Raw genomic sequence first — 14,061 nt, 5'->3', positions numbered from 1 at the left:
GGGTCTGAAATCAATGGATGAGATTTTTGTATTTGCTGCTCTGATTGCGCTCTTCTGCGTGGTTGTGGTGCCCGTGCTGGCTATCATGGCGCTAAAACGCAGCGCGCGTAACGAAACTGAACTTCATCGCCTGCGCCATCGGGTCGAGACGCTGGAGGCGCGGCTTGCCGCGGCGTCGCCTGCCGCAGAAGCCGTGCCGGTGGCCACGCCTGCGCCGGAGCCTGCGCCTGTGATTATCGCGCCGGAGCCTGTGGCAGCGCCTGAGCCTGTGGCAGCGCCTGAGCCTGAACCGGTGCCGCAGGCGGACGTGCCGCCGGTCTGGTCGCAGGCCGTGCGCAACGCGGCGAAAGCCCCTGCGCCTGCCGCCGCTACGCGCCGCGAAGAACCCGCGCCGGAACCGCGCCATGCCGCGGCGTCAGGCGGGCTTATCACCAGCCTGACGCGCTGGTTTATGCAGGGCAATCCGCTCGCCAAAATCGGCGTCATTCTTCTCTTTTTAGGCATCTCCTTCCTGCTGCGCTACAGCGTTGAGCGCGACATGCTGCCGCTTGAGCTGCGCGTTGCCAGCGCGGGCGTCGCGGCGCTGGTTCTGCTGGCGTTCGGCTGGCGACTGCGCCACAAAACGCCGGTTTATGCGCTGATCCTCCAGGGCGGCGCGGTGGGGGCGCTCTATATCACGATTTTCGGCGCGTTCCGGCTCTGGCAGATGCTGCCGATGCCGCTCGCCTTCGGCCTGATGCTGGTGGTGTGCGCCGCAAGCGTCGCGCTGGCGGTGCTGCAACGCGCGTTAAGTCTCGCGATGCTGGCGAGCCTCGGCGGCTATCTCGCGCCGCTGCTGCTCTCGACCGGCGGCGGCAGCCATATCGCGCTCTTTTCGTTCTATCTGCTGTTGTCGGTGGGCATCGCCGCCGTCAGCGTCTGGCAGCACTGGCGTGAACTCAATCTGCTCGGTCTGCTGTTTACCTTTGGCGTGGCGGGTGTCTGGGGGATTAATGGTTATCAGCCGGACGAATGGCTGAGCTGCCAGCTCTTTCTTATCGCTAATATTTTGCTCTTCGGCGTGGTCTGCGTGGCGCTGTCGCTGCGCGCGCAGGGGCGCAAGAAAATCGTCGACGGCGTGCTGCTGTTCGCGCCGCCGCTGGTCGGCTTTGGGATGCAGTATGCGATTACCCGCCACTGGACGTATGGCCCGGCGTTTTCGGCGCTCGGCTTCGGGCTGGTCTATTTGCTGCTCGCGCGCGCCGCGCTGCGTCGCTACCCGCAGGAGGGGCGCATCCTGGCGCTGGGCGGGCTGGCGCTCGGCGGCGCGTTTGTCACGCTCGCTATCCCGCTGGCGCTATCGGCCCGCTGGACGGCGCTCGCCTGGGCGCTGGAAGGTCTGGGGCTGTTGTGGTTTGGCATGCAGCAGGCCCAGCGACGGATGAGCTACAGCGGCAGCGCGCTGCTGACGCTTGCGGCAGCGAGCGCCGTTTATGCCTGGATTGACGGCACTACGCTGCTGAACGCGGCGTTTATCAGCGCGGTGCTGGCGCTCTGCTGGCTGGCTGGCGGCTGGCTGTGGCGCCTGCCGCAGCGGCAGGTGAGCCAGGCGCATCTTGGCGTGGGGATTGCGTTCTGGCTGGCGGCGCTGTTGCAGGCCGCCCGCTGGGCATTCGCGGATATCTCCCAGGGTCTGGCTCTGACGCTTGCGCTGCTTACGCTCTCCGTCATGCTGTGGCGCGCGGCATCGCGCAAAGCGGCGTGGCCGGATCTCGCTTGCGCCGTCTGGCTGCTGTGGCCTGGCATGGCGCTGATGCTCCTGGATCAGGTAGTTATCGACGGCGCGCTGGTGCTGGCGGGCTGGCACAGCCTTGTCTGGTGCCTGGCGCTGCCGTGCGCGCTCTGGCTGCTGCGCCGCGATGCCGGCGCGTTGCCGGAGCGCCTCCAGCAGGCGCTGCATTTGTCGCTATTCTGGATGCTGCTGCTTGCCGCAGGCGCGGAAACCTGGTGGTTTACCGACGACCTGCCGTGGGGCAACGAGGCCTGGCAGGCGGGGATTATTCTGGCCGTCAGCGCCGGTATCGTGCTGCTGGTGAATGAAGCGATCCGACGCGGCAGGTGGCCGTGTACGCAGTGGCCTGCGCTCTACAGCGGGCCAGGGCTGCTGCCGGTCGCGCCGGTGCTGGCGTTTTTACTGCTCGCGGGCAACCTGATGAACGGTGTGACGGTCGACTGGCCGTATCTGCCGCTGATTAACCCGCTGGAGCTCGGCGCGGGCTTCGCGCTGCTGGCGGCGCTGAACTGGTGGCGGTTGCTTACGCGCTTCTGGTCGCCGTTATTGAAGCAGGCGCAGCCGTGGGCGCCGATCGTCTGGCTTGCGCTGCTGTTCTGGTGGGGCAACGGGCTGGTGCTGCGCACGCTCGCGTGGACGGGCGATATTCCCTGGCAGTCCGACGCGCTGTGGGATTCGCGCCTGGTCCAGACCACATTCGCACTGCTCTGGATGCTGCTGGCGCTGCTGGTGATGGTGAGCGCTACACGCAAAGGCGCGCGTCGGGGCTGGTTTTGCGGCGCGGGCCTGCTCGGCGTGGTGATTGTGAAGCTGATGCTGGTGGACAGCGCGGGCGGCGGCGGTCTTGCGCGCGCTGTGGCGTTTATCGGCGTCGCGGTGCTGGTGCTGATTGTCGGTTATTTCTCACCGCTGCCGCCGAAAGCGGCGCGGCCGGTCAATGCCCGTCAGGGAGAGGCAGAATGAAACAGTTATGGGTGGCCCTTGTCTGGGCGTTCGCCGCCACGTGCGCGGCCAGTGACGATACCTCGCGCGCCGAGCGTCCGCAGGATTATGCGCGCGGCGTGGAGCTTGCGGTAGAAGGGCAGTCGCCGTGGTACCGGTTGCCGCTGCCGGAGGCCGTTTATTCGCAGAGCGCCTGGCCGGATCTGCGCGATATCCGCGTGTTTAATGCGCAGGGCGCAAGCCTGCCGTTTGCGCTCGAAATCACCACGCCGCCCGCGCCTGCGCCGCAACGCGCGCCGCTGACGGTCTATAAGCTTGACGCGCAGCCGGTGAAAACCAGCGAAGAAGGGCAGCGCACGGTGCTGCTGACGTCGCCGTCCGGCGTGCAGATCCGCATGGAAAACGCGCCGATTGAGCAACTCAGCGCCAGCTGGCTGATTCCCCTTGACGAGAGCAATCGCGAGCGCGCGCTGACGCAGTTGCAACTGGCGTGGCCGCAACAGGTAAACGGCTGGCAGGCCCGCGTGGATGTGCTCGCCAGCGAGACGCTGCGCGACTGGCAGCCCATCATCGCCGATGCGCCGCTGATGGATTTAACGTCCGGCGATCGGCGGTTGCTACAGAATACGGTGGATTTCAGTGATGCGCCGTCGCGCTTTGGCGCGAAGTACCTGCTGGTGGTGGTGAAAAACGCCAGCGCGCCGCTCGATTTCACGTCCGCCACCGGCCAGTGGCAGGCGCCGCACCCGCAGTCGCGGCGTATTTCGCTTGCCGCCAGTGGCACTAAAGAGAAATTCGACACCGCTATCTATCACTGGGCGCGTCCGCAGCCGTTCGATGCGCTGACGCTGCGCCCGGCGCTTGAGAACGCCGTCGTACCGGTGGAGATAGACTATCGCAGCGCGGATAACATGGCGTGGCAGCCGCTCGCCCGTACCGTGATTTATCGTCTGCCGGAACGCCCGGCGGTGACGCTGCCGCTGCACGGCGAGCTGATTTCCGCGCTGCGCGTGCGGGCGATTAATCAGCGCTTTGACGATGCCTTCCCGGAAGTGATCGGCGAGCGCGACGAAAAAACGCTGGTGTTTAATGCCCAGGGCAGCGGCCCGTTCCTGCTTGCCTGGGGCAATGGCGCCGCTAAAGCGCAGGCGCTGGCGCTGCAAACGCTGGTGCCGGACTCACACGATCCTGAGCTGTTGCCTTACGCGCAGACGGTAAAAGAGGTGACGCTCGGCGGCGACGCGCGGCTGACGGCCAAAGACGCCAGCGCGCAGCGCAACGCGCTGTATACCTGGATTATCTGGGGCGTGCTGATGGCGGGCGCCGCTGGGCTGCTGCTGCTCGCCTGGCGGCTGTGGCGCGATATTCGCGGTGAGAAAGCGGCGTAATCAGAGCGTTTTTTCGCGCGCCATTTCCATCATCCGCGGGTAAAAGCGCCAGAACTGGTGCTCCAGCGCGGCGTAATGGGTGTTGAGATCCTCCCAGGAGTCGCGCAGGGCCGCGAGTTTCGGACGGCGGCTCGCCATGCCGTTGAGTACGCGGGCGATATAGTCCATCTCGCGGTAGCGCTCCATCCAGCGTTCGCGCCAGAGATAGTCATTGAGGTTCACAAAGCGCTCCGGCGCGTCGGGCAGCGTGGGTAAAATCAGCGCATGCGCATGCGCGAGAAACGCCTCAAGCGGGAGCTCAGGCGAGATTTGCGCCCAGTGGCGCGAGAGAAAGTGATCCCACATGACATCCAGCGTCACCGGCGCTACGCGACGGGTTTCCGGGCGAAACCACTCGCGCGCCTCGCGCACCTCCGCGAGGTTATCGGTCAGCACATCCACGCGCCGGTGCATGTAAATTCCCGCCACGACATCCGCCGGGTAGAGCCCGTCCGGTTTGCCGCGCACGAAGTCCGCCATCAGGTTGCCAGGCAGCGAACTTTGCGCCAGATGCGCCAGATGCAGATGGGCAAGAAAATTCATAACGATCCTTTCCTTAAAGAGAGATAAAGCGGCTAATCAGTTGCAGGGAGCGCGCCCCGGCACTAGACTAGCCGCCTGTTTTTTATGTCAGAGTTCCAGCCATGCGTTTGACCGATTTCTCCTTTGACCTACCCGAATCCCTGATAGCTCACTATCCGCAAGCCCAGCGCAGCGCCTGTCGCCTGCTGTCGCTCGACGGGCCGACGGGAGATCTCACGCACGGCACTTTCACCGATTTGCTCGATAAGCTCAACCCCGGCGATCTGCTGGTCTTTAACAATACCCGCGTGATCCCGGCGCGCCTCTTTGGCCGCAAGGCGAGCGGCGGCAAGATTGAAGTGCTGGTGGAGCGTATGCTCGACGACCATCGCGTGCTGGCCCATATCCGCGCCTCTAAAGCGCCGAAGCCGGGCGCGGAACTTTTGCTGGGCGATGATGAAAGCGTAAACGCCACGATGACCGCGCGCCACGACGCGCTGTTCGAAGTGCAGTTTAACGACGAGCGCCCGGTGCTGGATATTCTGAACAGCATCGGCCATATGCCGCTGCCGCCTTACATTGAACGCCCGGATGAAGAGGCCGACCGCGAGCTTTATCAGACCGTCTACAGCCAGAAACCGGGCGCCGTCGCGGCGCCGACCGCGGGCCTGCACTTTGACGAGCCGCTGCTTGAACGCCTGCGCGCGAAAGGCATTGAGATGGCGTTTGTGACGCTGCACGTCGGCGCGGGGACATTCCAGCCGGTACGCGTGGAGAGCATCGAAGATCATGTGATGCACTCTGAATACGCCGAAGTGCCGCAGGAGGTGGTCGACGCGGTGCTGGCGGCAAAAGCGCGCGGCAATAAGGTGGTGGCCGTAGGCACCACCTCGGTGCGATCGCTGGAGAGCGCGGCGCAGGCGGCGCAAGACGCGCTCATCGCGCCGTTTTTCGGCGACACCCAGATTTTTATCTATCCGGGCTATCAGTACCAGGTGATCGATGCGCTGGTGACCAACTTCCACCTGCCGGAATCGACGCTCATCATGCTGGTGTCTGCGTTCGCGGGCTATAAGCACACCATGAACGCCTACCGCGAAGCGGTAAAAGCGGAGTATCGCTTTTTTAGTTACGGCGATGCGATGTACATCACGTACAATCCGCAGGCCATTAACGAGCGTCCGGGCGAATAACCGGTCGCTTGTCGCTCTTTTCTCTCTCTTTAACCGGAGAGGGCCGGGGTAAGGGGCGCCCTTACCCTGTAACAGTAATCATCAGACTGTCTCTCTGATGTGGAGAAAAACGTGAAATTCGAACTTGATACGACCGATGGCCGCGCACGCCGCGGCCGCCTGGTATTTGACCGCGGCGTTGTGGAAACCCCGGCCTTTATGCCCGTGGGCACTTACGGCACCGTAAAAGGCATGACGCCGGAAGAAGTAGAAGCCACCGGCGCGCAGATTATCCTCGGCAACACCTTTCACCTCTGGCTGCGTCCCGGCCAGGAGATCATGAAGCTGCACGGCGACCTGCATGATTTTATGCAGTGGAAAGGCCCAATCCTGACCGATTCCGGCGGCTTCCAGGTTTTCAGCCTGGGCGATATTCGCAAAATCACCGAGCAGGGCGTGCATTTCCGCAACCCGATCAACGGCGATCCTATCTTCCTTGACCCGGAAAAATCGATGGAGATCCAGTTCGATCTCGGTTCTGACATCGTCATGATCTTCGATGAGTGCACCCCGTACCCGGCAGACTGGGATTACGCGAAGCGCTCCATGGAGATGTCGCTGCGCTGGGCGAAACGCAGCCGCGACCGCTTTGATAGCCTTGGCAACAAAAACGCGCTGTTCGGTATTATTCAGGGCAGCGTTTACGAAGATTTACGCGATATCTCCGTGAAAGGTCTGGTAGAGATAGGCTTTGATGGCTACGCTGTCGGCGGCCTGGCTGTCGGCGAGCCGAAGGAAGATATGCACCGCATTCTTGAGCATGTCTGCCCGCAGATCCCGGCGGACAAGCCGCGCTACCTGATGGGGGTGGGCAAGCCGGAAGACCTGGTCGAAGGCGTGCGTCGCGGCATCGATATGTTCGACTGCGTCATGCCAACGCGTAACGCGCGTAACGGCCATCTTTTCGTCACCGAAGGCGTAGTGAAAATCCGCAACGCGAAGTACAAAAGCGATACGGGGCCGCTTGATCCTGAGTGTGATTGCTATACCTGTCGCAATTATTCACGCGCCTACTTGCATCATCTCGACCGTTGCAACGAAATACTGGGCGCGCGGCTTAATACCATTCATAACCTTCGCCACTATCAGCGCTTAATGGCTGGTTTACGCAAGGCTATTGAAGAGGGTAAATTAGAGCACTTCGTCGCGGATTTCTACCAACGCCAGGGGCGGCCGGTGCCACCGTTGAACGTTGATTAATTTAATAATGAGGGAATTTGAATGAGCTTTTTTATTTCTGACGCGGTAGCCGCTGGCGGTGCGCCGGCGCAGGGCAGCCCGATGTCTCTGATCCTGATGCTGGTCGTGTTCGGTCTGATTTTCTATTTCATGATCCTGCGTCCGCAGCAGAAGCGCACCAAAGAACATAAAAACCTGATGAGCTCCATCGCCAAAGGCGATGAAGTGCTCACCAACGGTGGTCTGGTGGGTCGCGTGACCAAAGTAGCGGAAAACGGCTACATTGCTATCGCCCTGAACGACACCACCGAAGTGGTTATCAAGCGTGACTTCGTCGCAGCCGTCCTGCCGAAAGGCACCATGAAGGCGCTGTAATCCATTGTTTTCCCAAAGGGAACTGCCGTGTTAAACCGTTATCCTTTGTGGAAGTACCTCATGCTGGTCGCCGTCCTTATCGTCGGCCTGCTTTATGCACTTCCCAACCTGTATGGTGAGGATCCGGCTGTTCAAATCACTGGCGCGCGCGGCGTCGCCGCCAGTGAGCAAACGCTGATCCAGGTCCAGAATACGTTACAAAAAGAAAAAATTTCCGCGAAATCTGTGGCTCTGGAAGAGGGCGCTATCCTTGCGCGCTTTGACTCCACCGATACTCAGCTGCGCGCTCGTGAAGCGCTGATGAGCACGATGGGCGATCAATTCGTCGTCGCGCTTAACCTCGCGCCTGCCACCCCACGCTGGCTTACTGCTATTTCTGCCGAACCGATGAAGCTGGGTCTTGACCTGCGCGGCGGTGTTCACTTCCTGATGGAAGTCGATATGGACACGGCGCTCAGCAAGCTCCAGGAACAGAATATGGACAGCCTGCGCAGCGATCTGCGCGAAAAAGGGCTGAGCTGGACGAACGTGCGTAAAGCCGATAACTACGGCGTGACGATTCAGTTCCGTGACAGCGATATCCGCGACGCGGCGGCCTCTTATCTGACGGCTCGCCATCGCGACATGGTTGTCTCAAGCGAGGGCGACAACAGCCTGCGCGCGGTGATGTCTGATGAGCGTCTGCGCGAAGCGCGTGAATATGCCGTTCAGCAGAACATCAACATCCTGCGTAACCGTGTTAACCAGCTGGGCGTTGCCGAGCCGCTGGTGCAGCGTCAGGGCGCTGACCGCATTGTGGTCGAATTGCCGGGTATTCAGGATACGGCGCGCGCTAAAGAGATTCTGGGCGCGACCGCGACGCTGGAATTCCGTCTGGTCAACAGCAATGTCGATCGCACCGCTGCCGCCGCCGGGCGTATTCCTGGCGACTCTGAAGTGAAGATGACCCGTGAAGGCCAGCCTGTCGTGCTGTACAAACGCGTGATCCTGACCGGCGACCATATTACCGATTCCACCTCCGGCGTTGACCAGTACAACATGCCGCAGGTGAATATTTCGCTCGATAGCTCGGGCGGCAATATCATGTCCAACTTCACCAAAGACAACATCCATAAACCGATGGCGACGCTCTTTGTGGAATATAAGGACAGCGGTAAGAAAGACGCTAACGGCCGCAGCATCCTGATGAAACAGGAAGAAGTGATCAACGTCGCGACCATTCAGGCGCGCCTCGGTCAGAACTTCGTGATTACCGGCATCGACAACCCGAACGAAGCGCGTCAGCTTTCGCTGCTGCTGCGTGCGGGCGCGCTGATTGCGCCGATTCAGATTGTGGAAGAACGCACGATCGGTCCGACGCTGGGTATGCAGAACATCACTCAGGGTCTGGAAGCGTGTCTGGCGGGCCTCGCGGTCTCCATTCTGTTCATGATCCTGTTCTATAAGAAGTTCGGTCTTATCGCCACCACGGCGCTGCTGGCGAACCTGGTGCTGATTGTGGGCATCATGTCGCTCCTGCCGGGCGCGACGCTCACCATGCCGGGTATCGCGGGGATTGTGTTAACCCTTGCGGTCGCGGTGGATGCGAACGTGCTGATAAACGAGCGTATTAAAGAAGAGCTCAGCAACGGCCGTTCGGTGCAGCAGGCGATTGATGAAGGTTATCGTGGGGCGTTCAGCTCGATTTTCGATGCCAACGTCACGACGCTGATTAAGGTCATCATCCTGTACGCAGTGGGGACCGGCGCCATTAAAGGGTTTGCTATCACGACCGGTATCGGCGTGGCGACCTCCATGTTCACCGCTATTGTCGGTACCCGTGCCATTGTAAACCTGTTGTACGGCGGCAAACGCATCAACAAGCTGTCTATCTGAGGAGTGCGTTGTGGCACAGGAATATACTGTTGAACAATTAAACCACGGCCGCAAAGTCTATGACTTTATGCGCTGGGACTACTGGGCCTTCGCCATTTCGGGCCTGCTGCTTGTCGCCTCTATCGTGGTGATGGGCGTGCGCGGGTTTAACTGGGGTCTCGATTTTACCGGCGGTACGGTTATCGAGATTGGCCTGGAAAAACCGGCGGATCTGGATTTGATGCGCGAGTCGCTGGAAAAGGCGGGTTTTGAAGAGCCGCTGCTGCAGAACTTCGGCAGCAGCCGCGACATCATGGTGCGTATGCCGCCTGCGCAGGGTGAAACCGGCGGTCAGGCGCTCGGCACCAAAGTGTTGACGGTGATTAACGAAGCCACCGGCCAGAACGCGGCGGTGAAACGTATCGAGTTCGTGGGGCCGAGCGTGGGGGCCGATCTCGCCCAGGCGGGCGCGATGGCGCTGCTGGTCGCGCTGCTTTCCATTCTGGTTTACGTTGGGTTCCGCTTTGAGTGGCGCCTGGCGGCCGGTGTGGTTATCGCGCTGGCGCACGACGTGATCATTACCATGGGCGTGCTGTCGCTGTTCCGGATCGAAATTGACCTGACCATCATCGCCTCGCTGATGTCGGTTATCGGTTACTCGCTGAACGACAGCATCGTGGTTTCCGACCGTATTCGTGAGAACTTCCGCAAGATCCGCCGCGGCACGCCTTACGAAATCTTTAACGTGTCGCTGACCCAGACGCTGAAAAGGACCTTGATCACTTCCGGTACGACGCTTGTCGTGATCCTGATGCTTTACCTGTTTGGCGGCGCGATGCTGCAGGGCTTCTCGCTGACTATGCTTATCGGTGTCTCTATCGGTACGGCGTCGTCGATTTATGTCGCTTCCGCCCTGGCGCTGAAGCTTGGCATGAAGCGTGAACACCTGCTGCAACAGAAGGTGGAAAAAGAGGGCGCAGACCAACCATCCCTCCTGCCGTAATCACGCAGCAGCGTTATACGTCAATAAAACCGCAGGTTAAGCCTGCGGTTTTTTTTCGCCTCGATAGGGGATAAGCGAGAGGGCAGAAGAGGCGGTGTGCGTACACCTGTGGCGGCTAACAGCAGGACGCGATAATCAACGCTCATAAAAAAAGCCAGCAGAAGCTGGCTTTTTCACAGGTTCACCGGGATACGGCTTAGAAGTTATAACCTACTACAAGGTAGCCACCCCAGCCGGTAGAGCGGGTGTTGTAGTTGGTAAACGCCAGTTCAGCATCATCGTTCCACTGACCGCCGTGGTGCCAGTAACGCGCGACCACGGAGTAGTGCCAGTGATCGTAGTTCAGCGCCAGGATATGGCTGGAAGCGATGGAGTCGTTAGTGCGCGCTTTCACGCCATTAAGCGCATAACCGCCTTTATCGCCGAGGTCTGAGCCCCAGTCAAAGTTGGTGAAGCCGATATAACTCAGGTTGCCGCCCCACAGCTGGGTGATCGGCACGAAGTATTTTACTTTGAAGCGGTAGCCGTCCCACTCGTTCTGGTTCTGCGCGCCATAGTTTTGCCACTGGTATTTGGCATAAACGTTCATGGAGAGGCTCATCGGCAGGCCGGTGTCGATATCAGTACCAAGACCCATATACCAGGTGCTCTGGCGACCCGAGGAATTGCGGCCCATATCGTAGATATAGTTATTTGCGAAATACCACTCTTTGAACGGGCCGAACGCCAGGCTGGTGCCGGTCAGCTTGTCGATAGAGAAACGCGGTTCGATTTCCACAAACAGCGGAGAGCCGTGGTTCCAGATCCCTTTAGCATCGGTGTTGCCGCCGAAGAAGACCGGGGCGTCCGCGTAGCCATAGAAATCAAACCAGTCTTTTTTCGCGAAAGCTTCATATTCCAGATAGGTATCGTTACGGATGGTTGGTCCGAAGCGGGTATGGTAGCTGCCCACCACGTTTACGCTCTGGTGCCACCAGTCGGAAACGAATTCACTGTTGCTGGTTTCTGCCGCGCCGGCAGTAAAAGAGGTGGAGAGCGCCAGGGCTGCACCGGCAGCTAAAACAATTTTTTTCATAATAGAGCCACTGTTTTCAGGAAATCCCCATTTCTGGGTGGAGTAACGCTTTCGCGCAAGGCGGTTTAACCGCCACCGCATAAATTGTGCTGCCTATTATAAGTATCCAGCCTCACAAAAATATGTGGCGTTTCACATTCTTGTCATGTGCGTAATCGATTGCGTTCACGTTTGCGTACATCGGAACGCGGATTCTAGCGGCATAAGGGAACTAAGCCAATGCCTGGCGCGCCCTTTTTACAGAGCAATTACGAAGGAGCGAGAAATTCAGGTCGCTAAAAAAGCAAGAACAGGGCGCGGCGCGAATGTAACAAACTCCGCGCCGCTGGTGTGAGGGACTCAGGGTGCGACGACGGCATCGCCCGCGATAAGCGGCTGGATATCGTGCACGCGGATAAAGCCCAGCTGTTCTGGCGTGATGCCGGTAAGCGTCAGAGGAATAGAAACATCGCTCGGCGCCAGCGTGCTGGCAGGCGCGCTGAACGGCTGATTCTGCACATTCACTTCCTGATAGTTTTCCGTCGTGCCCTGTAACTGGCCCCACTCGACAGTGCCGGTAAAGGCGGGCAGCGGCTCGTTGGATTCGCTCTGAATAAACAGCGTCGCCTGGGTGCCGTTCGCGCCCGCCGTGACGTTGCGCAGCGACATCTTCAGCATACCGACCTGGCTGCTTAAGCGGGCAGGCGTGTTCGAGCCCGGCAGCAGATAAACACCGCTTTTCGATTTCACATTCAGCGCGTTCTGCTGCGTAATTTTGACGGTCTCCTGCTTCAGCTTCGTCATCTCATGATTGAGCGTGCTGACATTCTGATGCATCTGACGCACTTCGCTTTGCGGGGCGCACGCGCTTAAAGCCAGCGCGCTGGCGACGATTGACCATTTCAGATAACGTGTTGTCATTATTCGCTTTTCCTGAAAAAGTGGCGGTGTATTCATGGTAGAGCGTAACGGCGCGTCCGGCATAGCGCCTTTGTCTCAAAAAGGTTGCGTCTTTGTAGTCCCGCCAGTTCAGGGTAAACTGTTGTTCAGTTAACTCTTTCAGTCAGGAAGCGCTATGCATTGCCCGTTCTGTTTCGCCGTTGACACTAAAGTGATCGATTCCCGCCTGGTGGGAGAGGGCTCCTCGGTGCGTCGCCGCCGCCAGTGCCTGGTGTGCCATGAACGTTTCACAACCTTTGAAGTTGCGGAACTGGTCATGCCGCGCGTGGTGAAAAGCAACGATGTGCGCGAGCCTTTCAATGAAGACAAACTGCGCAGCGGCATGCAGAAAGCGCTGGAAAAACGCCCGGTCAGCTCCGATGACGTGGAGATGGCTATCAACCATATCAAGTCTCATCTGCGTGCGACCGGCGAGCGTGAAGTGCCGAGCAAACTTATCGGCAACCTGGTGATGGAGCAGCTCAAAAAGCTCGATAAAGTCGCCTACATCCGTTTTGCGTCGGTATACCGCAGCTTCGAAGATATCCGCGAATTCGGCGAAGAGATCGCCCGCTTACAGGATTAACTGATGTCTGACGAATTTTACATGGCGCGCGCGCTTAAGCTCGCGAGCCAGGGACGCTTTACCACGCATCCGAACCCGCGGGTAGGCTGTGTGATTGTCAACGATGGCGTTATCGTCGGCGAAGGCTTTCACCTGCGCGCCGGCGAGCCGCATGCCGAAGTCCATGCGTTGCGTATGGCGGGCGATAAGGCGCGCGGCGCGACCGCTTATGTCACGCTTGAGCCCTGCAGCCACCACGGGCGCACGCCGCCGTGCTGCGATGCGCTGATTAACGCCGGTGTCGCGCGCGTCGTCGCGGCGATGCAGGATCCGAATCCGCAAGTCGCGGGCCGCGGTCTGTACCGCCTTCAGCAGGCGGGTGTCGAGGTCAGCCACGGCCTGATGATGAGCGAGGCCGAAGCGCTCAATAAAGGCTTTCTCAAGCGTATGCGCACCGGTTTCCCGTTTATTCAGCTCAAGCTTGGCGCGTCTCTTGACGGGCGTACGGCGATGGCGAGCGGCGAAAGCCAGTGGATAACCTCCCCGCAGGCCCGGCGCGACGTGCAGCGTCTGCGCGCGGAAAGCCATGCTATCCTCACTACCAGCGCCACGGTGCTGGCCGATGATCCATCGATGACGGTGCGCTGGGACGAACTCGGCGAAGCGACACAGGCGGTTTACCCTCGTGAAAATCTGCGCCAGCCGCTGCGGATCGTGCTCGATCGCCAGAATCAGGTGACGCCTGCACACAAGATTGTCAACCAGCCCGGCGAAACCTGGCTTGCCCGCGCCTGCCCGGATGACGCCGTCTGGCCCGAAGGCGTGGAACAACTGCCGACGCCCGTGCACAACGGCAAGCTCGATTTAGTGTTGCTGATGATGCAGCTTGGCAAACGCCAGGTGAATAGCCTGTGGGTGGAGGCGGGGCCGCAGCTCGCCGGCGCGCTGCTCCAGGCAGGGCTGGTAGATGAACTGATCGTTTATATGGCGCCGAAGCTGCTCGGCAGCGAGGCCCGCGGGCTTTTCGCGCTGCCAGGACTTGAGCGGCTCGCCGATGCGCCGCGTCTGGAATTTCGCGATGCCGTTCAGGTCGGCCCCGATTTGCGCCTGCGCCTGACGCTCGCCTGACGCTCGCCTGACGGCGGGACGTAAAACGTAAGCAGTGCGCGAAAGAGTATGATAAAATCCGCCCCCCTGC

The 14,061-nt window shown here is 60.1% G+C and carries 12 protein-coding genes; 9 read left to right on the top strand and 3 right to left on the bottom strand.

Annotated features, from left to right (window positions below; translation table 11 throughout):
* Positions 1–13: 13 nt before the first annotated feature.
* Positions 14–2,734 carry a DUF2339 domain-containing protein gene (locus AB8W27_RS15885; RefSeq protein WP_041923260.1) on the top strand — a complete coding sequence of 907 codons (2,721 nt, stop codon included), beginning with the start codon at positions 14–16 and terminating at the stop codon, positions 2,732–2,734.
* Positions 2,731–4,101: a DUF3999 family protein gene (locus AB8W27_RS15880; protein WP_012815514.1), complete on the top strand. Its 1,371-nt coding sequence runs from the start codon at positions 2,731–2,733 to the stop codon at positions 4,099–4,101. The genes AB8W27_RS15885 and AB8W27_RS15880 overlap by 4 nt, the downstream gene beginning before the upstream one ends.
* Here the strand turns inward: AB8W27_RS15880 and acpH are convergent, their stop codons facing one another.
* On the bottom strand, positions 4,102–4,683 hold the full coding sequence (acpH, locus tag AB8W27_RS15875) for an ACP phosphodiesterase (protein WP_012815515.1): 582 nt from the start codon (positions 4,681–4,683) through the stop codon (positions 4,102–4,104).
* Between the two features lie 101 nt (positions 4,684–4,784).
* Here acpH and queA point away from each other — a divergent pair, with 101 nt between their 5' ends.
* The 5 genes from queA (at position 4,785) to secF (ending at position 10,305) form a co-directional block, all read left to right on the top strand.
* Entirely contained in the window at positions 4,785–5,855 is a 1,071-nt protein-coding gene (gene queA / locus AB8W27_RS15870; protein ID WP_012815516.1) for a tRNA preQ1(34) S-adenosylmethionine ribosyltransferase-isomerase QueA, read from the top strand.
* Between the two features lie 111 nt (positions 5,856–5,966).
* On the top strand, positions 5,967–7,094 hold the full coding sequence (tgt, locus tag AB8W27_RS15865) for a tRNA guanosine(34) transglycosylase Tgt (protein ID WP_004387763.1): 1,128 nt from the start codon (positions 5,967–5,969) through the stop codon (positions 7,092–7,094).
* Positions 7,095–7,115: 21 nt separating this feature from the next.
* Positions 7,116–7,448 carry a preprotein translocase subunit YajC gene (gene yajC, locus AB8W27_RS15860; RefSeq protein ID WP_007720388.1) on the top strand — a complete coding sequence of 111 codons (333 nt, stop codon included), beginning with the start codon at positions 7,116–7,118 and terminating at the stop codon, positions 7,446–7,448.
* A 27-nt stretch (positions 7,449–7,475) separates the two neighbouring features.
* The gene (gene secD / locus AB8W27_RS15855; protein WP_012815517.1) at positions 7,476–9,323 is read left to right on the top strand and encodes a protein translocase subunit SecD; all 1,848 of its coding nucleotides are present in this window, start codon (positions 7,476–7,478) and stop codon (positions 9,321–9,323) included.
* A 10-nt stretch (positions 9,324–9,333) separates the two neighbouring features.
* Positions 9,334–10,305, top strand: a complete 972-nt coding sequence (secF, locus tag AB8W27_RS15850; RefSeq protein WP_012815518.1) for a protein translocase subunit SecF — start codon at positions 9,334–9,336, stop codon at positions 10,303–10,305.
* Positions 10,306–10,501: 196 nt separating this feature from the next.
* Here secF and AB8W27_RS15845 read toward each other — a convergent pair whose 3' ends face one another.
* On the bottom strand, positions 10,502–11,380 hold the full coding sequence (locus tag AB8W27_RS15845) for a nucleoside-specific channel-forming protein Tsx (protein WP_041923262.1): 879 nt from the start codon (positions 11,378–11,380) through the stop codon (positions 10,502–10,504).
* 339 nt (positions 11,381–11,719) lie between these two features.
* Positions 11,720–12,280 carry a DUF3251 domain-containing protein gene (locus tag AB8W27_RS15840; protein WP_012815520.1) on the bottom strand — a complete coding sequence of 187 codons (561 nt, stop codon included), beginning with the start codon at positions 12,278–12,280 and terminating at the stop codon, positions 11,720–11,722.
* A 154-nt stretch (positions 12,281–12,434) separates the two neighbouring features.
* On the opposite strand from AB8W27_RS15840, the gene nrdR reads away from it, so the two are divergent.
* Together nrdR and ribD are read left to right on the top strand one after the other, a co-directional pair.
* Entirely contained in the window at positions 12,435–12,884 is a 450-nt protein-coding gene (gene nrdR, locus AB8W27_RS15835) for a transcriptional regulator NrdR (protein ID WP_007673903.1), read from the top strand.
* A gap of 3 nt (positions 12,885–12,887) precedes the next feature.
* A complete protein-coding gene (gene ribD / locus AB8W27_RS15830) occupies positions 12,888–13,991 on the top strand; it encodes a bifunctional diaminohydroxyphosphoribosylaminopyrimidine deaminase/5-amino-6-(5-phosphoribosylamino)uracil reductase RibD (RefSeq protein ID WP_012815521.1) in 1,104 nt (367 codons plus the stop codon).
* The last annotated feature ends 70 nt before the right edge of the window (positions 13,992–14,061 follow it).

The organism is Cronobacter turicensis (genome assembly GCF_041222865.1).
In the GTDB taxonomy this organism is placed as follows: Bacteria; Pseudomonadota; Gammaproteobacteria; order Enterobacterales; family Enterobacteriaceae; genus Cronobacter; species Cronobacter turicensis.
Note: the sequence above shows the minus strand (reverse complement) of the source record. Positions and strands in the feature narration are given on the sequence as shown.

Bases quoted from the DNA above. Each gene is read 5' to 3' on its own strand.
- AB8W27_RS15840 (WP_012815520.1), bottom strand. From the start codon at position 12,280: ATGACAACACGTTATCTGAAATGGTCAATCGTCGCCAGCGCGCTGGCT.
- AB8W27_RS15885 (WP_041923260.1), top strand. From the start codon at position 14: ATGGATGAGATTTTTGTATTTGCTGCTCTGATTGCGCTCTTCTGCGTG.
- nrdR (WP_007673903.1), top strand. From the start codon at position 12,435: ATGCATTGCCCGTTCTGTTTCGCCGTTGACACTAAAGTGATCGATTCC.
- queA (WP_012815516.1), top strand. From the start codon at position 4,785: ATGCGTTTGACCGATTTCTCCTTTGACCTACCCGAATCCCTGATAGCT.
- acpH (WP_012815515.1), bottom strand. From the start codon at position 4,683: ATGAATTTTCTTGCCCATCTGCATCTGGCGCATCTGGCGCAAAGTTCG.
- AB8W27_RS15880 (WP_012815514.1), top strand. From the start codon at position 2,731: ATGAAACAGTTATGGGTGGCCCTTGTCTGGGCGTTCGCCGCCACGTGC.
- ribD (WP_012815521.1), top strand. From the start codon at position 12,888: ATGTCTGACGAATTTTACATGGCGCGCGCGCTTAAGCTCGCGAGCCAG.
- yajC (WP_007720388.1), top strand. From the start codon at position 7,116: ATGAGCTTTTTTATTTCTGACGCGGTAGCCGCTGGCGGTGCGCCGGCG.
- AB8W27_RS15845 (WP_041923262.1), bottom strand. From the start codon at position 11,380: ATGAAAAAAATTGTTTTAGCTGCCGGTGCAGCCCTGGCGCTCTCCACC.